18 protein-coding genes are annotated in these 21,702 nt (G+C 72.0%); 1 reads left to right on the forward strand and 17 read right to left on the reverse strand.

Annotation, left to right across the window (positions count from 1 at the left end):
• Positions 1-52 precede the first annotated feature (52 nt).
• The 9 genes from AIF0345_RS12930 to xylA all read right to left on the reverse strand — a co-directional run bounded on the left by AIF0345_RS12930 (position 53) and on the right by xylA (position 11,542).
• On the reverse strand, positions 53-1,510 hold the full coding sequence (locus tag AIF0345_RS12930; RefSeq protein WP_285296370.1) for an FGGY-family carbohydrate kinase: 1,458 nt from the start codon (positions 1,508-1,510) through the stop codon (positions 53-55).
• Positions 1,507-1,737 carry a hypothetical protein gene (locus tag AIF0345_RS12935; RefSeq protein WP_285296371.1) on the reverse strand — a complete coding sequence of 77 codons (231 nt, stop codon included), beginning with the start codon at positions 1,735-1,737 and terminating at the stop codon, positions 1,507-1,509. Before AIF0345_RS12935 ends, AIF0345_RS12930 begins: the two co-directional genes overlap by 4 nt.
• Before the next feature lie 94 nt (positions 1,738-1,831).
• Positions 1,832-2,725, reverse strand: coding sequence for a carbohydrate ABC transporter permease (locus tag AIF0345_RS12940; RefSeq protein ID WP_285296372.1), 894 nt, complete (start codon positions 2,723-2,725; stop codon positions 1,832-1,834).
• A gap of 1 nt (position 2,726) precedes the next feature.
• The gene (locus tag AIF0345_RS12945; RefSeq protein WP_285296373.1) at positions 2,727-3,647 is read right to left on the reverse strand and encodes a carbohydrate ABC transporter permease; all 921 of its coding nucleotides are present in this window, start codon (positions 3,645-3,647) and stop codon (positions 2,727-2,729) included.
• Positions 3,648-3,701: 54 nt separating this feature from the next.
• Positions 3,702-4,964: an ABC transporter substrate-binding protein gene (locus AIF0345_RS12950; protein ID WP_285296374.1), complete on the reverse strand. Its 1,263-nt coding sequence runs from the start codon at positions 4,962-4,964 to the stop codon at positions 3,702-3,704.
• A 409-nt stretch (positions 4,965-5,373) separates the two neighbouring features.
• Entirely contained in the window at positions 5,374-6,384 is a 1,011-nt protein-coding gene (locus tag AIF0345_RS12955) for a LacI family DNA-binding transcriptional regulator (protein ID WP_268916448.1), read from the reverse strand.
• A 139-nt stretch (positions 6,385-6,523) separates the two neighbouring features.
• Positions 6,524-7,483 (reverse strand): sugar-binding transcriptional regulator, encoded by a 960-nt coding sequence (locus AIF0345_RS12960; protein ID WP_285296375.1) that lies wholly within the window; start codon positions 7,481-7,483, stop codon positions 6,524-6,526.
• A 1,213-nt stretch (positions 7,484-8,696) separates the two neighbouring features.
• Positions 8,697-10,160: a xylulokinase gene (gene xylB, locus AIF0345_RS12965; RefSeq protein WP_285296376.1), complete on the reverse strand. Its 1,464-nt coding sequence runs from the start codon at positions 10,158-10,160 to the stop codon at positions 8,697-8,699.
• A gap of 200 nt (positions 10,161-10,360) precedes the next feature.
• Complete coding sequence (gene xylA / locus AIF0345_RS12970) at positions 10,361-11,542, reverse strand: xylose isomerase (RefSeq protein WP_285296377.1); 1,182 nt, start codon at positions 11,540-11,542, stop codon at positions 10,361-10,363.
• Between the two features lie 154 nt (positions 11,543-11,696).
• Between xylA and AIF0345_RS12975 the strand changes: the two genes are divergently transcribed.
• Positions 11,697-12,962 (forward strand): ROK family protein, encoded by a 1,266-nt coding sequence (locus AIF0345_RS12975; RefSeq protein ID WP_285296378.1) that lies wholly within the window; start codon positions 11,697-11,699, stop codon positions 12,960-12,962.
• Positions 12,963-13,010: 48 nt separating this feature from the next.
• On the opposite strand, the gene AIF0345_RS12980 is transcribed toward AIF0345_RS12975, so the two are convergent.
• The 8 genes from AIF0345_RS12980 to AIF0345_RS13015 all read right to left on the reverse strand — a co-directional run bounded on the left by AIF0345_RS12980 (position 13,011) and on the right by AIF0345_RS13015 (position 21,689).
• Positions 13,011-14,141, reverse strand: a complete 1,131-nt coding sequence (locus AIF0345_RS12980; protein ID WP_285296379.1) for a sugar kinase — start codon at positions 14,139-14,141, stop codon at positions 13,011-13,013.
• Positions 14,138-14,818 carry a bifunctional 4-hydroxy-2-oxoglutarate aldolase/2-dehydro-3-deoxy-phosphogluconate aldolase gene (gene eda, locus AIF0345_RS12985; protein WP_285296380.1) on the reverse strand — a complete coding sequence of 227 codons (681 nt, stop codon included), beginning with the start codon at positions 14,816-14,818 and terminating at the stop codon, positions 14,138-14,140. Before eda ends, AIF0345_RS12980 begins: the two co-directional genes overlap by 4 nt.
• A 25-nt stretch (positions 14,819-14,843) precedes the next feature.
• A complete protein-coding gene (locus AIF0345_RS12990; RefSeq protein WP_268916455.1) occupies positions 14,844-15,923 on the reverse strand; it encodes a mannonate dehydratase in 1,080 nt (359 codons plus the stop codon).
• Positions 15,920-17,521: a mannitol dehydrogenase family protein gene (locus AIF0345_RS12995; protein ID WP_285296381.1), complete on the reverse strand. Its 1,602-nt coding sequence runs from the start codon at positions 17,519-17,521 to the stop codon at positions 15,920-15,922. Before AIF0345_RS12995 ends, AIF0345_RS12990 begins: the two co-directional genes overlap by 4 nt.
• 210 nt (positions 17,522-17,731) lie before the next feature.
• On the reverse strand, positions 17,732-18,598 hold the full coding sequence (locus AIF0345_RS13000; protein ID WP_268916457.1) for a sugar phosphate isomerase/epimerase family protein: 867 nt from the start codon (positions 18,596-18,598) through the stop codon (positions 17,732-17,734).
• 1 nt (position 18,599) lies between these two features.
• Positions 18,600-19,763 (reverse strand): Gfo/Idh/MocA family protein, encoded by a 1,164-nt coding sequence (locus AIF0345_RS13005; protein WP_285296382.1) that lies wholly within the window; start codon positions 19,761-19,763, stop codon positions 18,600-18,602.
• Positions 19,764-19,783: 20 nt separating this feature from the next.
• On the reverse strand, positions 19,784-20,812 hold the full coding sequence (locus tag AIF0345_RS13010) for a Gfo/Idh/MocA family protein (RefSeq protein WP_285296383.1): 1,029 nt from the start codon (positions 20,810-20,812) through the stop codon (positions 19,784-19,786).
• A gap of 7 nt (positions 20,813-20,819) precedes the next feature.
• Positions 20,820-21,689, reverse strand: coding sequence for a sugar phosphate isomerase/epimerase family protein (locus AIF0345_RS13015; protein WP_285296384.1), 870 nt, complete (start codon positions 21,687-21,689; stop codon positions 20,820-20,822).
• Between the last annotated feature and the right edge of the window lie 13 nt (positions 21,690-21,702).

Consider the following 21,702-nt stretch of genomic DNA (forward strand, 5'->3'; position numbering starts at 1 on the left):
TGTGCATATTGGTGGTGAGGGTGTGCGGAAGTGGACGGGTGGTTGGGGCCGTTTACCGGGGCGGGACGAGACGGGACCGGGCCAGGGCCCGGCCCCACCGGGAGCGTGCCGCCGCGCGCGCGGGCTCGTCGAGCGCGGGCCGGTAGCGTCGTCCGGCCCCGCCCTCCGGCGCGGGCAGGTCCCAGCCGAGACGGGTGAAGCCCATCAGGGCGGCCCCCAGGGCCGAGACCTCCGCGTTCGCCGACACGACGACGTCGCGGCCCAGCAGGTCCGCCTGGGTCTGCATGAGCAGGCGGGAGGCGGTGGCGCCGCCGTCGGCGTGCAGGACGGTCAGGTCGCCGGCCCCGAGGGCCTCGACGACGTCGGCGATCTGGTGGGCGACGGACTCCAGGGCCGCGCGGGCGAGGTGGCCCCGCTCGGTGGCTGCGGTCAGGCCCGCGACCAGGCCGACGGCCCGGCGGTCCCACCAGGGGGCGCCCAGGCCCGTGAAGGCCGGTACGAGGCTGATGCCGGCGGAGTCGGGGACGGTGGCCGCCAGCTCGTCGAGCGCGCGCCCGGGGGCGACGCCCAGGAGCCGGGCGGTCCAGTCCATGGCGGTGCCGGAGGCGACGATATTGCCCTCGTGGCCGTACACGGGCTCCTCGGTCAGCCACGCCAGCGTGGTGGACACGCCCGGGCGCACGGACCGGTCGGCCCCGGAGGGCACCATGACCGACGAGCCGGTCCCGTAGGTCGCCTTGCCCTCCGAGGCGGTGCGGCAGCCGTGCCCGAACAGCGCGGCGTGGGAGTCGCCCAGCACCCCGACGATCGGCACGCCGTCGGGCAGGGCGTCCAGGCCCGCAGTGGCGCCGAAGTCGGCGTTGGAGGCCACGATCCGCGGCAGGCGCGCGGCCGGGACGCCGAAGAGCGCGCACATCTGCTCCGACCACTGGAGCGTGGCGAGGTCCATCAGAAGGGTGCGCGAGGCGTTGCCCGCCTCGATGACGTAGGAGTCCTGGCCGCTCAGGCGGGCCACGAGCCAGGCGTCAATGGTGCCGATGCGCGCGTGCCGGGCGTCGTCGGGCATCGCGGCGCCGACCCGGTCGAGCAGGTAGCGCATCTTGGGGGCGGAGAACATGGGGTCCAGGCTCAGGCCCGTCGTGGCGGCGACGGAGAGCTCGCGCTCGGGCGAGCGCAGCCAGTCGCAGAACTCGGCCGTGCGCGAGTCCTGCCAGCCAAGCACGGGGCCGAGGGCCCGCCCGCTGCGGGCGTCCCAGCACACGACCGACTCGCGCTGGTTGGAGATGGTGATGCCCTCCGGCGCTCCCCCGACCCTGTCCAGGCAGGCCGCTATGGCCGCGCTCTGGGCGCGCCAGATGGCCTCGGCGTCCTGCTCGACCCAGCCGGGTTGCGGGTAGGACACGGGCACGGGCGCGCTTCCGGCGGCGAGGACCGTGCCGTCGTCGGCGACGGCGAGGGCCTTGGCGTTGGTGGTGCCCTCGTCGAGGGCGAGCACGTAGGGCGTGGTCATGACGCGGCCTCGGCATTCTCGGGCGACGTGGCGGTCTCGCCGAAGAAGCGCGCAGCGGCGACGGCGATCGCCGAGACTTCCACGGCCGTGATGCCGCCCTGAGGGCGCACACGGCGCGCTGCGCGTGTTCCCACTACGAGCGCCTCCCTGCTCTGAGTCGGTGCAGGCGCGACGGCTCGCGCCTGTTTGCATATCAATTCATTACTGAATGGATTGTTGACAATCATGCTCCCACGCGCTCCTCATGTCAAGAGCCTCGCCGATCCGGACCCGGCGGAGCTCGCAATCACGCCGTGCACCGAGCCCCCCCCCCCCGGCCCCTCAGCCCTTGACGGCTCCGGTGAAGGCGCCGGAGACGAAGTAGCGCTGGAACAGCAGGTAGACGAGGAGGACCGGAATCGCCGTCATGACGATGAAGGCGTTGAGCGGGCCGTAGTCGGTGCCGTGCTGGGCGGAGAAGCTCTGGACGGCGAGCGGGACGGTGGCCATCGTGCTCGACTGGAGGATGGTCGAGGCCATGGCGTACTCGTTCCAGGTGGCCACGAAGTCGAGGACGAAAAGAGCCGCCAGAGTCGGTTTGACCAGCGGGCAGCAGATCTGCCAGAAGATCCGGAAGGTGGAGGCGCCGTCGAGGCGGGCGGACTCCTCGATCTCGTCCGGGACGGCCCGGAAGGAGCCGTACATCATGAAGACCTGGTAGGGCACCCCGAAGGCGAGGTAGGGCAGGATGAGGCCCGCATAGGTGTCCAGCATGTCCGCCCTGAGAAGCAGCTGGAACATGGGTCCCAGGGCGATCTGGATCGGGACCATGGAGCCGACGGCGAAGAGGGCGACGACCCACTTGGCCATCGGCATACGGATGCGGGCCAGGGCGTAGGCCGCGAGCGCGGCGAGGAAGAGCCCGAGGGGCACCTTGATGACGGCGACGAGGAGGCTGTTGGAGCCCGTGATCCACAGGTCGCCGGTCCTGGCGGCGTCGATGTAGTTCTGCCACAGCCACTCTTCGGGCAGGCCGAGCGTCAAGCCGCCGGCCAGGTCCGCCTTGCTCTTGAAGGAGGTCAGGGCCATCACCGCGAAAGGCACGAGCCAGAGCAGGGCCGTGACGGCCAGGGCGGCCCACAGGCCGACGGCGGCCCAGTCGCGCCGAGGGCGGGGCCCCGGGCGGGAGGCGGCGCCCGCGCCCGATGGCGCGGCGCCGGCGGGAACGGCGGACATGTCAGTCGTCTCCCTTCAGGGACCAGGCCAGGTAGGGGACGACCAGGCACAGCGACAGGACGAGCAGCACGGTGGCGACGGCGCCGCCGGCTCCGAAGTTGTGGTTGGAGAAGGACTGCTGATAGGACCACAGGGCGAGCACCTGGCTCGACTGGGCGGGCCCTCCCCCGGTCATGCCGACGACGAGGTCGTAGACCTTGAGCGAGTTGATAATGGTGAGGATGACGACGACGATCGTCGTCGGGCGCAGCGCGGGCCAGGTGACATGGCGGAAGACCTGCCATCGCCCCGCGCCGTCGACCCTGGCGGCATCGACGAGCTCGGCGGGGACCGCCTGGAGGCCGGCGAGGAAGAGCACCATGTTGAAGCCGACGCCCTGCCAGACTGAGGCGATGAAGATGGAGTAGAGGGCCGTCTTCGGGTCGCCCAGCCACTCGTGGCCCAGGGCGTGGAGGCCGACGGCGTCGAGCCCCTGGTTGACGACCCCGAGGGTCGGGTTGTAGATCCACCGCCAGACCGCCGCCACGGTGATGGAGGCGAAGACGCTGGGGATGTAGAAGACCGAGCGGAAGACGTTGCGCCCCCAGATGCGCCGGTTGAGCGCGAGCGCCATGAGGAGGGAGAGCACCATGGGGATGGCGACGGAGAGGACCACCCAGATCATGGAGTTCCTCAGGGCCGTCCAGAAGACCGTGTCCCGGGTGAGCAGGTACCGGTAGTTCTTCAGGCCGGCGAACTTCTGGGCCTGGGAGGTGTACCCGGACCAGGAGAAGAGGGACAGGCGCACCGAGTCGATCATCGGGTACAGCAGGAAGACGCCGTACAGGACCAGCGCGGGGGCGAGGTAGGGAAGGGAGCGCAGCGCCCGGTGCCGCCCTCCGGCGCGCGCCCCGGCGGGCGCCGGAGATGCTGTTGCTGTCATGAGAAGACCTTTCGCTGAGCCGGCGGGGCGGAGGACCCGCCCCACCGGTGCCGATCAGGCGTTGGCGTCGATGAACTTCTGCATGGCGGGGCCGGCCTCGGAGGGCTGCATGTCGCCGATGAGGACGGCGTTCTGGATGCGCCAGTACTCGGTGGTCTCGTCGAGGTTGAGGGCCTGGTCGTAGTTGTTGTACATCCTCTCGGAGGACTTCAGGATCGGCGGCCACAGGGCGTCGAGCGGGTTGGCGTCGGAGACCTCGACGTCCTTGTTGACGCTCACGGCGGCCCAGGCTCCTCCGCCGCTCCGCATCTGGTCGGCGGAGGTGATGAAGTCGAGGAAGGAGGCGGCGAGGTCGGCCTTGTCGGTGTTGGCGTTGACGTAGAAGCCCTCGCCGAAGCCGTAGAGGCGGCCGGTGCCGGTGGGGAAGGGGAAGATGCCGACCCTGCTGACATCCATGCCGTTGTCCGCGCACTGGGCGTCGTACCAGGTGCCCTCAAGGGCCATGGCGGCCTGGCCGTTCCAGAACAGGAGGTTCGAGTCGTCGTTGGACATGGACATGTAGCCGGTGTTGATGTAGCTGTCCGCCCACTTCTTCAGGTCGGTGAAGGCCGCGGTGACACCGGGTTCGGTGTCCCAGCCCTTCTTGTCGGTGACGAGCGCCCGGGCGACGTCGGCGCCGCACCTGGTCTCGATGAGCGAGTCGAGCAGGCGCATGACGTGCCAGTTGACGGTGCCGCCGAACTCGATCGGGGTGATGCCGGCCGCCTTGAGCCTGTCGCACGCGGCGACGAGCCCGTCGTAGGTGCCGGGCACGGCGGTGATGCCGGCCCGCTCGAACAGGGTCTTGTTGTAGTAGAGGGCCTCGGCCTGCAGCGTCCAGGGCACGCCGTGGTAGCCGCCGTACTGGGTGATGCCGGCCAGCGAGGCGGGGGTGAAGCGGTCCTTCCATCCGTACCTGTCGTAGTACTCGGTCAGGTCCAGGCTCATCCCGGCCTCGACGAGGGAGCCGCCGAGGCCGGGGCCCTCCCAGTACCAGTAGATGTCGGGGCCGGCCTTGGTGCCCGACACCTGCCGCATGGACTCCTTGAGCTCATCGGTGGAGTGGGTCTGGTAGGTGACGGCGACCCCCTCGTTGGCGCCCTGGAAGGCCTCGACGAGACGGTCCATGTCCTTCTTCTGGGAGTCCTCGAGGGCGCCGACCCATACGGTGAGGGCGTTCTCGCCCCCTGACGAGGAACCGCCCTGACGGCCGCAGGCGCCGAGGGCGCCGGCGGCGAGAAGGGCGGAGCCGAGGGCGTGACGGCGGTTGAGCATCATGTCTTCTTCTCCGTTGCTGAGTCGATGCGGCTTCCTTGCCGCTTGGGACGGGAGGAACCGGTCGGCGGACGCCGGGACGGCGGATGCGGGTGCAGTCGTCAACGACGGAGGGGCGGGCGCGCGGAGCCGTGAGAGCGACCTCGAACCAGAGCGCGGCGCCAGGACGCCGGATCTCAAAGGTGTCCGCCATTGGACCTCCATGAAAACGAATGATCATTCCACCTTGAATGACTACCTGTTAAGGATAACACCTGGTGAGTCGCGTTCCAAGTCCGCCTGCCCGCGTCGGGAGCATCTCGACGTCCGCCCTGCCGAGAACCGGACGTGATCCTGCATCGATCACGCCATTGCCGAGCCCCCGCCGCATCCGACTCCGGGACCGCGCCCGCTTCGAAGCGGCGACGAGGACTCAGGCCAGGAGAGAAGACGCTGCGCCGCCCGCGGTGGACTCGCGCACCACGAGCTCGGGCCTCACCCGCGGGCGGAGGACCTCCCGGCCCCCGGCGCGGGCGACGGCGGCCACGAGCCCGGCCTCGCCCACCGCCTCGAAGTCGACCCGCGCGGTCGTGAGCGCCGGGATGAGGAAGCGGGCGTCGGGCATGTCATCGAAGCCGGCGATGATGTAGTCCTCGGGCGCCCGCCGCCCGCGCCGGGCCATACCGGTCATGAATCCGAGAGCAATCTCGTCATTGCCGGCGAAGACGGCGGAGAAGTCGTCAAGCGGAGCCCGAAGGGCGCACTGCGCCCCGGATCGCGCGTCCCACTCCTCGGCCTCCAGGGCCGCCAGGGGCATCGCGCCGGCGGCCGCCAGGGCGTCGCGATAGCCGCGCAGGCGCGCACGCGCCTGCTGCCTGTCCAGGGGGCCGGCGACGTGGAGGATCCGGCGGTGCCCCAGGGCCAGGAGGTGCTCGACGACCATCCGGGCGCCGTCACAGGAGTAGCCGCCCACGGCGTCGGAGGCGTCGTCGTCGAGCTCGGCAATGGTGACGACGGCGGTGGCGGAGCCGACGTGCTCGGCAACGGCGGCCAGGCTCGGGTAGGGCGAGGCGAGGACGAGGGCGTCGACCCGCATGGACAGGAAGCCGTCGACCTCGCCGAGGACCTGCGCCATGAGCTCCTCCGAGTCGGCGGGGTCCTGCGCCATATGCGTAGTCATGACCGTCTGTCCGAGCTCGCGGGCGGCCCGGTAGAGCCCGGTCATAATGGATGTGTTCCCGTAGTTGAGCGGCCCGAGGAGTACGACGCCGATCATGTTGGTCTGCGTGGCGCGCAGCTGGACGGGCAGCCGGTTGCGCACATAGCCGAGCTCGTTGACCGCGGCCTCGACGCGTTCGCGCGCCTCGTCCGAGACATAGCCGTCGTTGAAGTAGCGCGAGACGGTCTGGGCGGAGACGCCGGCCAGACGACCGACGTCGGTCATACTCGGGCGTCTGCCCGCACCGCGTGGCATCCCTCGCTCCTGTCCCGCCCCCGGCGGCCATCCCGGTAGCGCGCCCGAGGACTCGTCAAGCGGCTACGACGCCATGCTACCGAGCGGAGGGGCGTCGGGCGGCCACGGCTCAGCCGTCGATCAGCGCCCGGGCGCTGTGGACGTCGGTGATCAGGACATTGACCCACTGCCCCAGGAGGGCGCCGCGAATGGCCGCGTGCTTGCGGCCGCCGCCCGCCGCCGCTACGCGCCGGGGAATGGCGCGCAGCTGCTCGGCGCTCGCGCCCACCAGGCGCTCATCATAGCCGCTGGCCACGGGCCGGCCCTCGGCGTTGAAGAAGCGCAGGCACACGTCGCCCACCGCACCCGCCTCGCTGAGCTCCGCCGCGTCCGCCTCGGTGATCATATTGCCCGACTCGCGCAGCAGCACGGAGGGCTCCAGGCTGCCGATGCCCATCAGCGACATGGTGACAGTCGGGAGCAGGTCCAGGACGTGCCGCACCGAGGCGTCGTCGGCGAGCTGCTCGGCGGCGCCGGCGGAGCCGAGGACCGCCGGGGAGGGGAAGAAGACCGCCTCGGCGCCTGTGGCGCGCGCGAGCAGGTCGATCAGACGGGTCGCCTTGACCTGCACCCTGGGGTTGCCGACCCCGCCGAAGAGCTGGATGACCTTGTGCGCCACCGGCGTGCGGAAGGGGGGAAGCTGCTGCATCGCGGCCAGCCAGGTGGCGCTCCACGACGACAGGCCGATAATGTCCCCGCCCGTCAGGGTGGTCTCGAGATAGGTCGACGAGGCGGAGGCCAGGGCGGCCTCGATCTCCGCCTCCTCCCGGCCGGAGTCGACGACGACGCACTCGGCCAGCCCGTAGCGCTGCTCGAGCGCCTCCTCCAGATCGGTGTAGGTGCCCTCGGGCGCGGAGACCACGGTGCGCACGACGCCCTCCTTGGCCGCCCGCTTCAGAAGACGGGAGACTCGCGGCTGGGAGACATGGAGCTCGGAGGCGATATCGGTCTGGCGCATGCCGAGCTCGTGGTACATCCGCGCGATCCTGACCATGAGTCGCAGCTGCGTCGTGTCAGCACGGGTCGGCATGGGCGAAGGTCCTTCCGGGCGGGTCATCTGACGACCCGCATGTGTCAGGGGTCGCGTGCAAGCCTAGATGATTGACTCCACGGGGCGCGGTGCGGTGTCGGTCGATGTCGGCCCCCGGGGTCCCGGGGAGCCGGCAAAGGCCCGGCTGCGGGCGCCCGCGAGTCCCCTTGAACCGATCTCGGCGCGGCACCGAACTGATCCCACCGAGCCGATCCCGGCGAAAGGGGGTGGGCGGGGTCGGGCGGGCTCAGTCGTAGACTGCGTGCGCCACCGCGTCCCCGAGACCGCCCGGCCCCGGCAAGACCACAGGCGCCGCAAGCCTTGAAGGGCTTGTGGAGGACCACGACGCGAGCGGCGCCGCCCGCGTCCCGGCAGGGGGCCGCCGTCACCAGATACGGGTGTGCCTGCAGCGGCCGTCCCCGCCGCGGATCGCCGCGTAACCGGCGACCTGCGTCGTGCGCGGAAGGCGATACGGCGTGGACCGCTCTGTCCGCAGTCGTGGACGCGGTCGCGTCGCACGGTGTGGCCGCCGACCAGCTCCTTTGGACCAGCCGATCCGCCGGGCGGAGAAGACGGCTCAAGCCGGTACTGGCAGCCGGGCTTGTCCAGGCGCTCGGTCGCCCGGCTCGCCCCGGAGGAGCTCTCCTTGCCCAGGGATGTCGATGTGGTGGGGCGCCGGATAGAACACCGAGCGGCACGCGTCGACCTCGACCAGGCTCTCACTCGGGTCCGTGCCCTGGAAGCCGGCCCCACCGTCGTCGTGTCCTCGCCGACCTGTGCGTACCAGACGTACCGGATCCGCCCCGGGCCGCGCGCGGGCTCGTGAGCCCGGTCCGCTGGTCGACATTCTCGGTGCGCAGCGCAGGAGCGCTCTCTTCCGCTCGGCTTGTGACGCGAGTGGAAGGTCACGAGGCACCAGGCGAGGGCCGGGGCCGCGTACCAGGTCGAGGGGCCGCTGCGAGGCCCTGGCCTCGGTGAATAGCCGGCGTCGGCGAGCGTGCCGCCGACCATCTGCCGGCGGGAGATGACGATGAAACTTATCGTCCGCCGTGGCCGTGCGTGGCTCCACCGCGGCCCCGGGGCGGGTGCGGGGCCGGGTCGGGCGCCTGCTCGCGCAGCTCCCGGGGCGCGGCGGGCAGGACGGTCTGTGCGCTCTGCGTCCTACCTCCGAGTCGTGGCGGAGGCCGCCGGCGCGGCGGCCCCGGCCGCGGGCTCAGGCCCCCTGGCTGCGGGCGACGAGGGCGGCCGCGGCGTCATAGGCGGCCCGGACCTCGGGTGCGGGCTCGGCGGTCAGGTGCTCGACGCCGGCGATCTCCCAGGCCGGCGGCTCCTCTCCTCCGGCCAGGACCCAGGCGGCCTGCCGGGCGGCCCCGATGGCGACGTACTCGTCGGCCGGCGGCACGTCCACGGGCACGCCCAGGACCGCCGGGGCCAGCTTCCTGGCGCTGACCCACTTCACCCCGCCGCCCACGAGGCTCACCGCCTCGATCGCGACGCCCTGGGCGCGCACGGCGTCCAGGCAGGCGCCCATGAGACACAGCAGGCCCTCCACGCTCGCGCGCGCGTAGTTCGCCGGGGTCAGGCTCGCCAGAGTCATGCCGGTCAGGACTCCCCGGGCCTCGGGCAGGTTCGGGGTGCGCTCGCCCTCGAGGTAGGGCACGTGCACCAGGCCGGCGGCCCCGGGAGCGGCGGACAGGGCCAGCGCGTCGAACTCGTCGTAGGCCACGCCCAGGACCCGCTTGGCGGCGTCGAGGACGCGGGCGCCGTTGAGGGTGCAGGCCAGCGGCAGGAAGGCGCCGGTCGCGTCGGCGAAGCCGGTGACCAGGCCGCTCGCGTCGTGGGTGGGTGTGGCCGACACGGCGGCGACGACGCCGGAGGTGCCCAGGGACACGCTCGTCTGGCCGGGGCGCAGGCCCAGGCCCAGGGCGGCGCCGGCGTTGTCCCCGCAGCCGGGGCCGAGGGCCAGGTGGCTCAGGCCGCGCCCGTCGACGTCGTCCCCGCCCCGGGCGGCGGCCTCGCGGGGGCCGATGACGCGCGGCAGGACGATGCGCTCGGCCTCCTCCTGGCTCACGCGCAGGGCCCGGGCCAGCAGGTCGCGCCGGTAGGTGTTCGTCACGGCGTCGAAGTAGCCGGTGCCCGAGGCGTCGGAGCGGTCGGTGGTGAGGGTCTCCAGGGACGCCGCCCCGGACAGCCTCCAGGTCAGCCAGTCGTGCGGCAGGCAGACGGCGGCGATGCGCCGGGCGTTCTCCGGCTCGTGGTCCGCCAGCCAGCGCAACTTGGTAATGGTCAGGGAGGCCACCGGGACGCTGCCGACGGCGTCGGCCCAGGCGGCGCGGCCGGCCGCCTCGTCGCCCTCGCCCAGCTCGGCGATGAGGTCGCGGGCGGCGGCGGCCGAGCGGGTGTCGTTCCACAGCAGGGCGGGGCGGATGACGCGCCCGTCGGCGTCGAGGACGACCATGCCGTGCTGCTGGCCGCCGACGCTCAGGGCGGCGACGTCGTCGAGGCCGCCGACGGCCTCGATCGCCTCCCCCAGGGCGCGCCACCACTGATCGGGGTGGACCTCGGTGCCCTCGGGGTGGGGGGCCCTGGCCTCGCGGACGAGGACGCCGGTGGCGGCGTCGCGGACGACGATCTTGCAGGACTGCGTCGAGGAGTCGACGCCGGCGACGAGGGTCATAGTGTTCCTTCCGCAGTGAAGGGCGAGGGCGGGCGGTGGTCGGGTCGGAGGGGTTCGGACGGTGGAGGCGGCGGGCGCCCCGTGCCGCCGCCCGGCCCGCGCAGCGGGCGTCCGTCGGGGGGGCGGCGAGGGCGGGCGGACGGGCCCCGGCCGGGGGCGGCGACGCCGGTGGGCGCGGCCGCCCCGGCCGGGGCGGGTCGTCAGCCGATGAGGTGCTGGACGGCCTTCTCGTAGAGGTCGACGTAATGGTAGTCGCGGGCGGCGGCTGCGGCGGTGTCGAAGTCCTCGTAGGCGGAGCGGTCGGCCAGGAGGTCCTCCACGGTCTCGCCCTGGGCGAGGGTGGGCTCGCCGAGCTCGTAGACGCCCGAGCGCCTGAGCGCCTCCTGGACCTCGGGGTCGGCGCGGAAGGCCCTGGCCTTGTCCGCCAGCTGGAGGTACATCTCCATGTTCGCGGCGGCCGACTCCCACACGCCATCCACGCCGTCGGTGCGCGAGGGCTTGTAGTCGAAGTGGATGGGGCCCTCGTAGCGGGGGCCACCGCCGGGGAAGCCGTTGACGAGCAGGTCGACGGTGAAGAAGGCCGACAGCAGGTCGCCGTGGCCGAAGACGAGGTCCTGGTCGTACTTCAGGCCCTTCTGGCCGTTGAGGTCGATGTGGAAGAGCTTGCCGGCGTTGAGCGCCTGCGCCAGGGCGTGGGTGTAGTTGAGGTTCGCCATCTGCTCGTGGCCGACCTCGGGGTTCAGTCCCACGACGTCGCCGTTGTCGAGCTCGGCGATGAGGGCCAGGGCGTGCCCGACGGTGGGCAGGAAGATGTCGCCGCGGGGCTCGTTGGGCTTGGGCTCCAGGCCGATCCTGAGGTCGTAGCCCTTGTCCTTGATGTATCCGGCGACGGCGTCCAGGCCCTCCTTGTAGCGGTCGAAGACGGCGTTGAGGTCCTTGGAGGAGTCGTACTCGGCGCCCTCGCGGCCGCCCCACATGACGAAGGTCGTGGCGCCCAGCTCGGCGGCCAGGTCCACGTTGCGCAGGATCTTGCGCAGGCCGAAGCGGCGGATGGAGCGGTCGTTGTTGGTCAGGCCGCCGTCCTTGAAGACGGGGTGGGTGAAGGTGTTGGTGGTGACCATCTCGATGGTCAGGCCGGTGGCGTCGACCGCGTCCTTGAGTCTGGCGACGATCCTGTCGCGCTCGGCGTCGGCGGCGTCGAAGGGGAAGACGTCGTTGTCGTGGAAGGTGATGCCCCAGGCGCCGAGCTCGGCGAGCCTCTCGGCGTACTCCCAGGGGCGCAGGGCGGCGCGGGTCGGCTCGCCGAAGGGGTCGGCGGCGAGCCAGCCGACCGTCCACAGGCCGAATGAGAACTTGTCTTCCTTGGTGGGCTTGCGAACCATGCGCTCCTCCTTGAGCCAAAATTTGTTTGTCGGCAAAACTATACTGTTCCGGCCAGTACCGGGTCAAGGGGCGACCGCGGCGCCCCTGCGGCGCCGTCGCGAGAGCAGCTCCTCTGCAGGGGTGGCCGACGAGGCCATCGGGTAGGGTCAGGACGTGGCACGAAGCACAAAGACGGCGCCGTCCCCGAAGTCCCGCTGCACTCCCGACAACAACGGCTCATCCGGAGCCCCCTCGGCCCGCCAGTCCAGCCTGCGCACCTCGAACCTGGCTCTGCTCGCCAGCCGGGTCTTCGCCTCCCCCGGCCCCGTCTCGCGCGCCGCCGTCGCCACCGCAACCGGAATGACCCGCTCGACGGCCTCACGGCTGGCCGACGAGCTCGTCGCCACGGGCATCCTGGCCGAGCTGGCCCCGACTCCCACGGCCGGCCCGGGCCGTCCGGCAGTGCCGCTGACCCCGGCGTCGGGGACGTTCATCGCCATCGGCCTGGAGGTCAATGTCTCGCGCATGGCCGTGCGCGCCATCGACCTGTCGGGGGATGTGCTCGCCGAGCGCCTCGTCGTCGACGACTTCTCCTCGTCCGACGCCCACGAGGTCCTGGGGCGCCTGGCCTCCCTGCTCGAGCCACTGACTGCTCTCGGCCCCGTCAGATCGGCGCGCATGGTTGGCGCCGCGCTGGCGCTGCCGGGGCTGGTGAGCGACGGCGTCCTCCTGCGCGCCCCCAACCTCGGCTGGGCCGGCATCCGTCCCGCAGAGATCCTGGCCCCCACCCTGGAGCGCCTCGGCACGAGCCTCGTCGTCGGCAATGAGGCCGATCTGGCCGCGCTCACCGCCGCCAGGCTGCGCCCCGGCGCCCCCGGGGAGCACCGCGACTTCATCTACCTGTCCGGGGAGGATGGCATCGGCGCCGGGATCGTGCGCGACGGCGAGGCCTGGCTGGGCGCCAATGGCTTCGCCGGGGAGATCGGCCACATCCAGGTGGATCCGCAGGGACCCGAGTGCGGCTGCGGGAACCACGGCTGCCTGGAGCGCTTCGCGGGGCGGCGCTCGATCCTCGCCGCCGCCGGCCTGCCCCCCTCAGCAGGCCCCGAGGACCTGCGGAGGGCCTACGACGACGACGCCTCGCCCCACCACCAGCAGGCTCGAGACGCCGTCGCGGCTGCGGCCCGCGCGCTGGGCATCGCCCTGAGCGCCGCCATCAACATCCTCGGCATCCCGGCCGTCGTCCTCGGCGGCCACCTCGCCCCGCTGACCGGGCTCCTCGCCCCGTCCCTCCAGGAGAGCCTCGACCACCGCGTGCTGGCCTCGCGCTGGTCAGCCCCACAGATCCTGCCGGCCCCCGAGGACGAGACCCCGGGGGCGACAGGGGCGGCCTGGTCCCTGCTCGAGGGAGTGATCGCGGCCCCGGCCGCCTGGGCCTGAGGCCCCGCGTGCCGGCTGCCGGCACCCGCCGGCACCGGCTGCCACTGGTCAGCGCTGGACGCGGGCGTTGCCGCCGGCGGCGAGGCGCTGGACCTCGGCGAGGGTGGCCATGGTGGTGTCGCCGGGGGTGGTCATGGCCAGGGCGCCGTGCGCGGCCCCGTACTCCACGGCGGTGGCCAGGTCGCCGAGCTCCATGAGCCCGTAGATCAGGCCCGAGGCGAAGGAGTCGCCCCCGCCGACCCGGTCGAGGATCTCCAGGCCGGGGCGCTGGACTGAGCGCACGAACCCGGTCCGGGGCGACCAGGCGATGGCCGCCCAGTCGTTGACGGTGGCCGTGCGCACCTGGCGCAGGGTGGTGGCGACGACCCCGAAGCCGTCGAACTCGGCGACCGCCCGCTCGATCATGGCCTCGAAGGCGCCGGCGTCCAGCCTGGACAGGCCCTCGTCCACGCCGTCGACCTCGAAGCCCAGGCAGGCGGTGAAGTCCTCCTCGTTGCCGATCATGACGTCCACGTAGCGGGCCAGGCGCCGGTTGACCTCGCGCGCCCGCTCGATCCCCCCGACGCCCTTCCACAGGCTGGGCCGGTAGTTCAGGTCGTAGGACACCACCGTGCCCGCCCGGTGGGCGGCGTCCATAGCCGCCTCGGCCACCTCGGCCGCCTCCGGCGACAGGGCCGCGAAGATGCCGCCGGTGTGCAGCCAGCGTACGCCCAGCCGCCCGAAGAGGCGGTCCCAGTCCACGTCCTGGGGCCGCAGCCGGCTGACGGCGGTGTGCCCGCGGTCCGAGACCCCCACCGCGCCGCGCACCCCGTAGCCGCGCTCGGTGAAGTTCAGCCCGTTGCGCGCGCTGCGGCCGATACCGTCGTAGGGCGCCCACACGATCCGCGGGTCCACACCGCCGGCCAGGATGAGGCTCTCAATGAGACGGCCCACCTCGTTGTCGGCCAGGGCGGTGACCACCCCCGCCCGCATGCCGAAGCACCTCGACAGGCCGCGGGCGACGTTGTACTCCCCGCCCCCCTCCCAGACCTCGAAGCGCCGGGCCGTGCGAATGCGCCCCTCCCCCGGGTCCAGGCGCAGCATGACCTCCCCCAGGCAGACCACGTCGTAGCGGCACTGCGCGGCGGGCCGCACCGCGACCAGCCCCCCACCAGAAGCAGGACCAGCAGCAGCGCTCATCGGCCGGCCTCCTTCGCGATCGCCACGGCCCGGGCGCACAGGCGGGAGACCTCATCCCACCGGGCGGCGGCCACAAGGTCCCTGCTCACCATCCACGACCCGCCGCACGCCGCGACCTGGGGAACGGCCAGGTACTCGGCCAGGTTGCCCGCGCTCACGCCCCCGGTCGGCACGAACCGCACCCGGGGGAAGGCCGCCGACAGGGCCCTGACGGCCGACGGGCCGCCCAGAGCGGAGGCCGGGAAGAACTTGACCGTCCTGATTCCCAGCTCCAGGGCCGCCATAATCCACGACGCGTCCGCGCACCCCGGCAGCACCGGCACCCCCGCGTCCTGCGCGCAGCGCACGACCTCGACCGACAGGCCCGGAGACACCAGGTACCGGGCGCCCGCATCGATGGCGGCCTCGGCCTGAGCCGCGTCGAGCACCGTCCCGGCCCCCACCACCAGACCCTCGACCTCGCCCATGACACGGATCGCCTCCACCGCGGCAGCGGTACGGAAGGCCACCTCGGCCGTCGCAATGCCGCCGGCCACCAGGGCCCGGCCGGCACCCACCCCCTGCGCGGCGGAATCGACCACCACTACCGGCACCACCGGGTTGGCGGCCAGAAGCTGATCGAGCTGATCGAGCACGGTCTCGGCGCCCTCAGTGATCCGGCTCGTCATGCTCGTCATGACTGATACTCCTCCCCGAGCGCGCTCAGGCGCGCATCTTGAGCTTGGCGGTGGCCTCGAAGAGGCCGTTGAGGTAGGTGGCGCCCAGCGCCCGGTCGTAGAGCGGATATCCCGGACGGCCCGTCTCCCCCCAGATCATGCGACCGTGGTCGGGACGGACGTAGGCGTCCGGCACGGTGTCGTGGAGGGCCTCGATAATGGCGGCCATGTCCAGGTCGCCGGCGGCGGAGAGGTGCGGCGCCTCCTGGAAGTGCCTGTCCCCGAGGTGCTTCACGTTGCGCACGTGAGCGGCTGCGATCCGGCCCCGTTCCCCGAACTCGCGGAAGATCGCGGGAACGTCATTGTCCGGGTCGGAGCCGAGCGACCCGGAGCACGGGCACAGAGAGTTGGCCTCGGAGTCGACCATGCGCACAATGCGGTCGAGGTCGTCTCGCGTGTTGCAGATGCGGGGCAGGCCGAACAGGTCCCAGGCGGGGTCGTCGGGGTGGACGGCCATCCGGATGCCGACCCTCTCGCAGGTTGGGATGATGCCCTGGAGGAAGTAGCGGTAGTTGTCCCGCATCTGCTCGCGCGAGACGCCCTCGTAGAGGGAGAGAACCTCGTCGAGCCGGCTCAGGCGCTCCGGCTCCCAGCCGGGCAGGGTGAGCCCGCCCGAGTCACGGGCGGTGCGCTCGACGATCTCGCGCGGCGTCATGCCCTCGACCTCGGCGTGGTCGTAGTACAGGCAGGTGGAGCCGTCCTCGTTCACGTGGGCGAGCTCGGTGCGCAGCCAGTCGAAAACGGGCATGAAGTTGTAGATGACGACCTCGATGCCGAAGGCCGCCAGGTTCTCCAGGGTTGCGCAGTAGGCGGCGATGTACTCGTCGCGGCTGGGAAGGCCCAGCTTAATGTCCTCGTGGACGTTGACGGACTCGATGACTCGGCACTCCAGGCCGCCTGCCCTCACCCGGGCGATCAGCTTCTCGATCTCGCCTCTCTCCCAGACCTCGCCGGCGGCGTACTGGTCGAGGACGCCCATAATGCCGGTCATGCCGGGAATCTGGCGGATGTACTGCAGGGGGATGGGGTCGTAGGCCTCCCCGTACCAGCGGAAGGTCATGTTCATTGCGGAAGCGTCTCCTTGTCGAGGGTGGCGCGCACGGCGCCGGGGCCGGAGATGAGGCGGGAGAAGAGGGCCTCGACGCTCCCGGCCACGGGCGTGGCGGTGAGGTCGAGCGCGAAGAACTCGGGGTCGGACAGGATGGGCGCGAGCGCGCGCCGGGCATCGACCGGCTCGCCGAGCCGGATCCCGGCGACGTGGGCGTGGAGCTCGTCGTACAGCGGGTCCGAGGAGGGCTCGAAGGGGGCGCCGTCGTCGGCGATGCCCGTGAGATAGCGGCACCACAGGGCGATGACCAGGGGGATCGACCGCAGCCCGCCCATGTCCAGGCCGCGGTCGCGGTACCGCAGGAGGGTCTGGCCGAAGCGGATCGGCATCTTCTGAGAGGTGTCCATGGCGATGCGGGCGGGGTCGTCCGGCAGGTAGGAGTTGGTGAAGCGGGTCTGAAGGACCTCGGTCAGGAAGCTCTCGGGAGACACGACGCCGGGGTCCGAGACGACGGGGAGGCCCTCCTCCCAGCCGAGGCGGTGGACGAGGGCGGCCAGGGCCGGGTCGCGCATCTCCGCGTCAATGGTCGGCATGCGCAGGAGGCAGCCGGCGATGGCGAGCGCCGTGTGGAGCGGGTTGAGGCAGGTGGCGACCTTCATGCTCTCGAACCTGTCGCACACCTCGCGGGCGACGATCTGCGCGCCGGCCTCCTCCAGGGGCGGGCGCTCACCGGCGAAGGCGTCCTCGATAATGAGGTACTCGGTCGGCTCGGTGTTGACGAATCCGGCCAGCGGGGTGCGATCGGGCGCCTGCAGACCCATGTCGGTGAAGCCGAGTCCTGTGAGCGCCTCGGCGACGGCCTCGCTGGGGCGGGGGGTGATCTTGTCGATGACGGAGATCGGGAAGGCGACCCTGGACGGATCCTCGATCCAGGCGGGGAATCCCCCGTCGGCACTTCCGGCCCGCGCCCAGCCGCGGGCGATCGTGGTGACGGAGTCGCGGAGCTTGTCGCCGTTGTGGCTGAAGTTGTCGCAGCTCAGGAGGGTGATCGGGGCGCCGCCGGCCTCGTAGCGGGCCAGGAGGAAGGAGGCGACCAGGGCCATGGTGTGCCCCTGGCGGGCTCGGGGGCCGGAGGCGGCCGTGACGGCCTCCTGGAGGTCGCCGGCGGAGTCGGCGACGGCGTAGCCCTTCTCGGTAATGGTGAGGGACACGAGGCTGACGCCGGGGTCGGCGGCCAGCGCGAGGAAGCGGGCGCGGTCGTCGGGACGGCTCACGGCCAGGCCCTCGCTCACGCCGGCGACCGCTCGCAGGTCGCGGCTGCCATCGGGTCTGAGGGTCACCGACAGCGTGAGCAGGTCGTGCGCGGCGAGCTGGACGTCGAGGCCGGTGGGCCGCCGGGGGGCCACGACTGCGATCGGCCAGTGCCGGCCGGAGGCGAGCAGGTCCTCGGCGATCCGGGCCAGGAAGACGCGGAAGATGTTGCCCGGCCCGATGTGCAGCCAGCGGGGCCGCTCGCGGCCGGAGGCCTGCATGGCGGCGACGTCGAAGGCGGGCGTGACGACGCCGGCCGCCTCGAGGGCCTCCCCGTCGCGGAGCCCGTCAATGGTGAGTCTCATGCGCAACCAGTCCTCATTGATGGTTCGTAGTGGTTCCAGGTGACCCTTCTGAGCGGTCCGGGGCTCGTCAGGGCCGGGGCCGCCCCGCGGGGCGCCGTCGAGCCGCCCTGCGGGGACGGCTCAAGTCTCCCGCCGCCGCGGCCCGGGCCCCCGGTGTTGACAGAAGTTGCCACACCCCACCACTCCGCCCGGCAGCCGCCCGGCAGCCTCTCAGTAGCCGATGGATCGCAGGTAGGCCCGGGAGTCGGCCAGGCAGTCGAAGGGGTCCCTCCCGTAGGTCAGGTCCTGCTCGATGAGGAGGTACTCGGCCCCGGCGGCCGCGGCGGCGGGCAGGAGCACGGGCCAGTTCATATTGCCCTGCCCGACCTCCGCGAACTCGATGATGTTGACGAACCTGTCGTAGCCCTGCGCGACCCTGCCGGCGTCGAAGAGCTCGAGGGCCTCGTGCGGCAGGGCGGTGACCCGGTAGTCCTTGACGTGGATGAGTCTGCAGACCCCGGTGTAGGCGGCGAGCATGTCCAGCGGGGCCATGCCGCCGCGCTGGACCCAGTGCAGGTCCACCTCGAAGTGCAGGTCCGGGGCGACGCGGCGGACGATGTCGAAGATGCGCTCGCCGTCGAAGGCGTGCAGGTCCACGTGGTGGTTGTGGTAGCACAGGGTGATGCCCTCTGCCTTCAGACGGACGGCGTACTCGTCGGCCTCGCCCGCCCAGGCCTCGACGGCCTCCTTGGAGACCATGGCGGAGAAGTCCATCATGCCGATGCGCGCGAAGCGGCACCTCAGGCGCCGGCAGTCGGCGACGAGCTTGTCGAAGCCGGTGTCGAGGGTGTCCATGTCTCGGCCCTCGACGTGCCGCAGGCCCGTGGACAGGGCGGCGACCTCGATGCCGAGCTCGTCCGCCCCCCGCTCCAGGTCGGCGGCGACAGCCTCGGTCATGGGGATCTGGGAGACCTCGACGGCGTGCAGGTCGAGGTCGGCCAGACGCTCCAGGACCGGCCACATGCCCTCGGCGGCCACCTGGTCCTTGAGCATCATCATCTGGGCGCCGAGGACCGGCGCGGCGGGGACGGCGGTCATCTCAGGCGCGCTCCTCGAAAAGGCCCTCGGCGGCGATGCGCCTGTTGAGCTCGGTCAGGTAGGCGTCCTCGTCGAGGTCCGCGATGGGCACCTCCCTGCCCGTCCAGCTGGACAGGTGGATGGCGTTGGCCAGGCGCACGCCGTGGATGCCGTCGCCCCCGGGCGCCAGCAGCTCCTCCTCGCCGCGCACGGCGGCGGCGAAGTTGCGCAGGACCTCGCAGTGCTGCTCGCCCCACACGGAGCGGTACTCCCTGGTCTCCACGCTCATGAGGTCGGCGGGGTCGAAGCCGCCCTTGAACATCTCCCGGACCTGCTCGACGCTCATCCGCTCGGAGATGGCGCGCTCGTCGTCCTTGAGGCGGGTGATGGTGACGACGGCGGAGTCGTCGACGACGACCTTGCCCCTGTCGCACAGGATCTCCAGGCGGTCGGTGCCGGCGAGGTCGTGCGTGGAGGTGATGAAGGAGCCGGTGGCGCCGCCGCCGAAGTCGACCAGGGCACTGACCTCGTCCTCCACGGCGATGTCGCGGCGGAAGCCGAACTGGCACTTGGCGAACACGGACAACGGCACTCCGCACACCCACTGCCACAGGTCGAGCTGGTGGGGGGCCTGGTTGACCAGGACGCCGCCGCCCTCCCCGCCCCAGGTGGCGCGCCAGTCGGACTGCTCGTAGTAGCCCTGGGGCCGCCACCAGGTGGTGATGGTCCAGGTGGTGTGGCGCAGCGCCCCGAGCTCGCCGGAGGCCAGCAGGGCCCGCAGGTCCTTGTACAGGGGGTTGGTGCGCTGGTTGAAGAAGACGCCGAAGACGAGGTCGGGCCTGGCGGCGGCGACATCGATGAGCTCGCGGGCCTGCCGGGTGTACACGCCGACGGGCTTCTCCACCAGAGCGTGCACCCCGTGCTCGAGGGCGTGGATGCCGACCTCGGGGTGGAGGTAGTGGGGGACGGTGGTGACGACGGCGTCGACGTCGCCGGAGGCGATCATCTCCCTGTAGTCGGTGTAGAAGGGCGCGTCGAGGGCGTCGGCCGCCTCCTTCTTCTCCGGCAGGATGTCGCACACGGCGCCGATGCTCAGGCCGGGCACGCGCCCGGCGGAGATGAACCGGGCGTACATGCCGCCCTCGGTGCCCAGGCCGATAATGCCGAGGCGGACGATGTCAGTCATGGATGGGGCTCCTTGGTGTCTCATTCATCGCAGGTGGTCGGGGGCAGGCCGGCGGCCCTGTAGACGGCCTTGGCCATGAGCAGGCACGCCATGGCCTGGGCCGGGCCGATCCAGAAGGGCTCGGGGTCGTCGAGCCGGCTGTAGAAGTCGCGGATGAGCAGCTCGTGGCTCACCCCCCAGTAGGAGCGGCCCCGAGAGCCGGCCGTGCGCTCCTCGTGGCGCTCGACGCGCCCGTCGGCCCAGCGGACCTCCAGGCCGTCGCGCAGGACGACGCAGGCCCGCTCGCAGTCGAGCTCGAGCTCGACGGGCCGGTGGGCCGAGAGGTTGATGGTGCCGTAGAAGCAGGTGGTGGCGCCATCGGCGTGCGTGAAGCGCGCGCAGGCGGTGTCCTCCACCTCGGAGACGGCGCCGAACTTGTCCGTCGAGACGCTGCCCTGAACCTCGACGACGTCGCCCAGCAGCCACTGGATGAGGTCGAGGGTGTGGGGCGCCTGGTTCATGAGCAGCCCCCCGCCGGCGCGCTCCCACAGACCGCGCCAGGGCTTGGCGGGGTAGTAGCCGGGGGAGCGGCTCCAGGCGACTGTGGCGTAGGCGCCGCGGACCGCACCGAGCGCCCCGGAGTCGAGCAGGCGCCGCAGCTCGACGGAGGAGACGTTGTAGCGGTTCTGCAGGCAGACGGCGATCTTGGGGGCGTCCGGGCCCAGACGGTCCTGGAGGCGGGCGACGGCGTCGACCAGGCGCCGGGCCTGACGGGTCGTGTGGGCGACGGGCTTCTCCTGGATGACGCCCGCGCCCGCCCCCAGGGCCGCGAGCGCGACGTCGACGTGGGCGTCGTGGGGTGTGGTCACGTGCACGACGTCGGGGCGGACGGCCTCGAGCAGCTCGCCGACGGCGGCGAAGCCGGGCGCGCCGGTGCGCTCGACGGCCGCCGCGAGCGCGCCCGGGTCGGTGTCGCACACCCCGACGAGCTCGACGGCGTCGATCGCCTCGATGGCCTGGAGGTGCACCGCGGCCACGTCCCCGCAGCCGACGATCGCCGCCGTGGTCATGGTCGTCTCAGTCCGTCTCGACGCCGGCCCGGGCCAGGAGCGTCTGGAGGGCGGCGTGGGCGCGCGTGAAGCTCTCGGGGCCGGACAGGGCGCCGTAGGCGTCGAAGCGGCCCAGGTGCGGCTCGAGGGAGAGGAAGCCCGCGTAGCCGCAGTCCTTGAGGGCGGCGATGAGCTCGGGCCACTGGCCGTCGCCCTCGCCGCAGGGGGTGACCTCGCCGATGTCGTCGGCGTCGACGGGGAACCTGGCGTCCTTGCAGTGGATGTAGTCGGTGTAGCGGTGCACGAGCGGCCACGCCTCGTCCATGGGGCGCACCCCGCACTGGACGTAGTTGGCGGGGTCGAAGACGGCCCGGTAGGAGGGCGAGTCGACGGCGGCGAGCAGGTCGGCGACGCGGCCGGGGACGTCGCCGTAGATCTCCTTCTCGTTCTCGTGCAGGAGGGTTGCGCCGCCGTCCCGGGCGATCTCGACCATGGCGCGGGTGCGCGCAATGACCTCGTCGCGGTGGCGGGCGGGGTCCTCGCCGGCGGGGATGAAGAAGGAGAAGACGCGGATGCGGGGGGTGGCGAGGAAGCGGGCGACCTCAACGGCGCGGCGGGTGCGCTCCAGGTGGGGGGCGAAGGGGTCGGTGATGCGGATCTTGCCCAGGTCCGAGCCCACGCAGGACAGGGCGATGCCGGCGGCGTCGAGCGCGTCCCTGATCCGCCTCAGCTCGGCGTCGGTGAGGTCGAGGATCTTGGTCAGCTGCACGCTGCGCAGCTCGATGTGCCTGATGCCGAGCTCGGCGAGCAGGGCGACCTGCTCGCCGAGGTCGGGACTGATCTCGTCGGCGAATCCCGTCATCGTCCAGGCGGGCGTCATGGGGCTCACGGGTGTCATGAGGTCTGCTTCC

It is taken from the genome of Actinomyces israelii, assembly GCF_030253495.1.
GTDB lineage: Bacteria > Actinomycetota > Actinomycetes > Actinomycetales > Actinomycetaceae > Actinomyces > Actinomyces israelii.

Coding starts and splice junctions, on each gene's coding strand:
- AIF0345_RS12930 (WP_285296370.1), bottom strand. CDS start 1,510: ATGACCACGCCCTACGTGCTCGCCCTCGACGAGGGCACCACCAACGCC.
- AIF0345_RS12935 (WP_285296371.1), bottom strand. CDS start 1,737: ATGATTGTCAACAATCCATTCAGTAATGAATTGATATGCAAACAGGCG.
- AIF0345_RS12940 (WP_285296372.1), bottom strand. CDS start 2,725: ATGTCCGCCGTTCCCGCCGGCGCCGCGCCATCGGGCGCGGGCGCCGCC.
- AIF0345_RS12945 (WP_285296373.1), bottom strand. CDS start 3,647: ATGACAGCAACAGCATCTCCGGCGCCCGCCGGGGCGCGCGCCGGAGGG.
- AIF0345_RS12950 (WP_285296374.1), bottom strand. CDS start 4,964: ATGATGCTCAACCGCCGTCACGCCCTCGGCTCCGCCCTTCTCGCCGCC.
- AIF0345_RS12955 (WP_268916448.1), bottom strand. CDS start 6,384: ATGACCGACGTCGGTCGTCTGGCCGGCGTCTCCGCCCAGACCGTCTCG.
- AIF0345_RS12960 (WP_285296375.1), bottom strand. CDS start 7,483: ATGCCGACCCGTGCTGACACGACGCAGCTGCGACTCATGGTCAGGATC.
- xylB (WP_285296376.1), bottom strand. CDS start 10,160: ATGACCCTCGTCGCCGGCGTCGACTCCTCGACGCAGTCCTGCAAGATC.
- xylA (WP_285296377.1), bottom strand. CDS start 11,542: ATGGTTCGCAAGCCCACCAAGGAAGACAAGTTCTCATTCGGCCTGTGG.
- AIF0345_RS12980 (WP_285296379.1), bottom strand. CDS start 14,141: ATGAGCGCTGCTGCTGGTCCTGCTTCTGGTGGGGGGCTGGTCGCGGTG.
- eda (WP_285296380.1), bottom strand. CDS start 14,818: ATGACGAGCATGACGAGCCGGATCACTGAGGGCGCCGAGACCGTGCTC.
- AIF0345_RS12990 (WP_268916455.1), bottom strand. CDS start 15,923: ATGAACATGACCTTCCGCTGGTACGGGGAGGCCTACGACCCCATCCCC.
- AIF0345_RS12995 (WP_285296381.1), bottom strand. CDS start 17,521: ATGAGACTCACCATTGACGGGCTCCGCGACGGGGAGGCCCTCGAGGCG.
- AIF0345_RS13000 (WP_268916457.1), bottom strand. CDS start 18,598: ATGACCGCCGTCCCCGCCGCGCCGGTCCTCGGCGCCCAGATGATGATG.
- AIF0345_RS13005 (WP_285296382.1), bottom strand. CDS start 19,763: ATGACTGACATCGTCCGCCTCGGCATTATCGGCCTGGGCACCGAGGGC.
- AIF0345_RS13010 (WP_285296383.1), bottom strand. CDS start 20,812: ATGACCACGGCGGCGATCGTCGGCTGCGGGGACGTGGCCGCGGTGCAC.
- AIF0345_RS13015 (WP_285296384.1), bottom strand. CDS start 21,689: ATGACACCCGTGAGCCCCATGACGCCCGCCTGGACGATGACGGGATTC.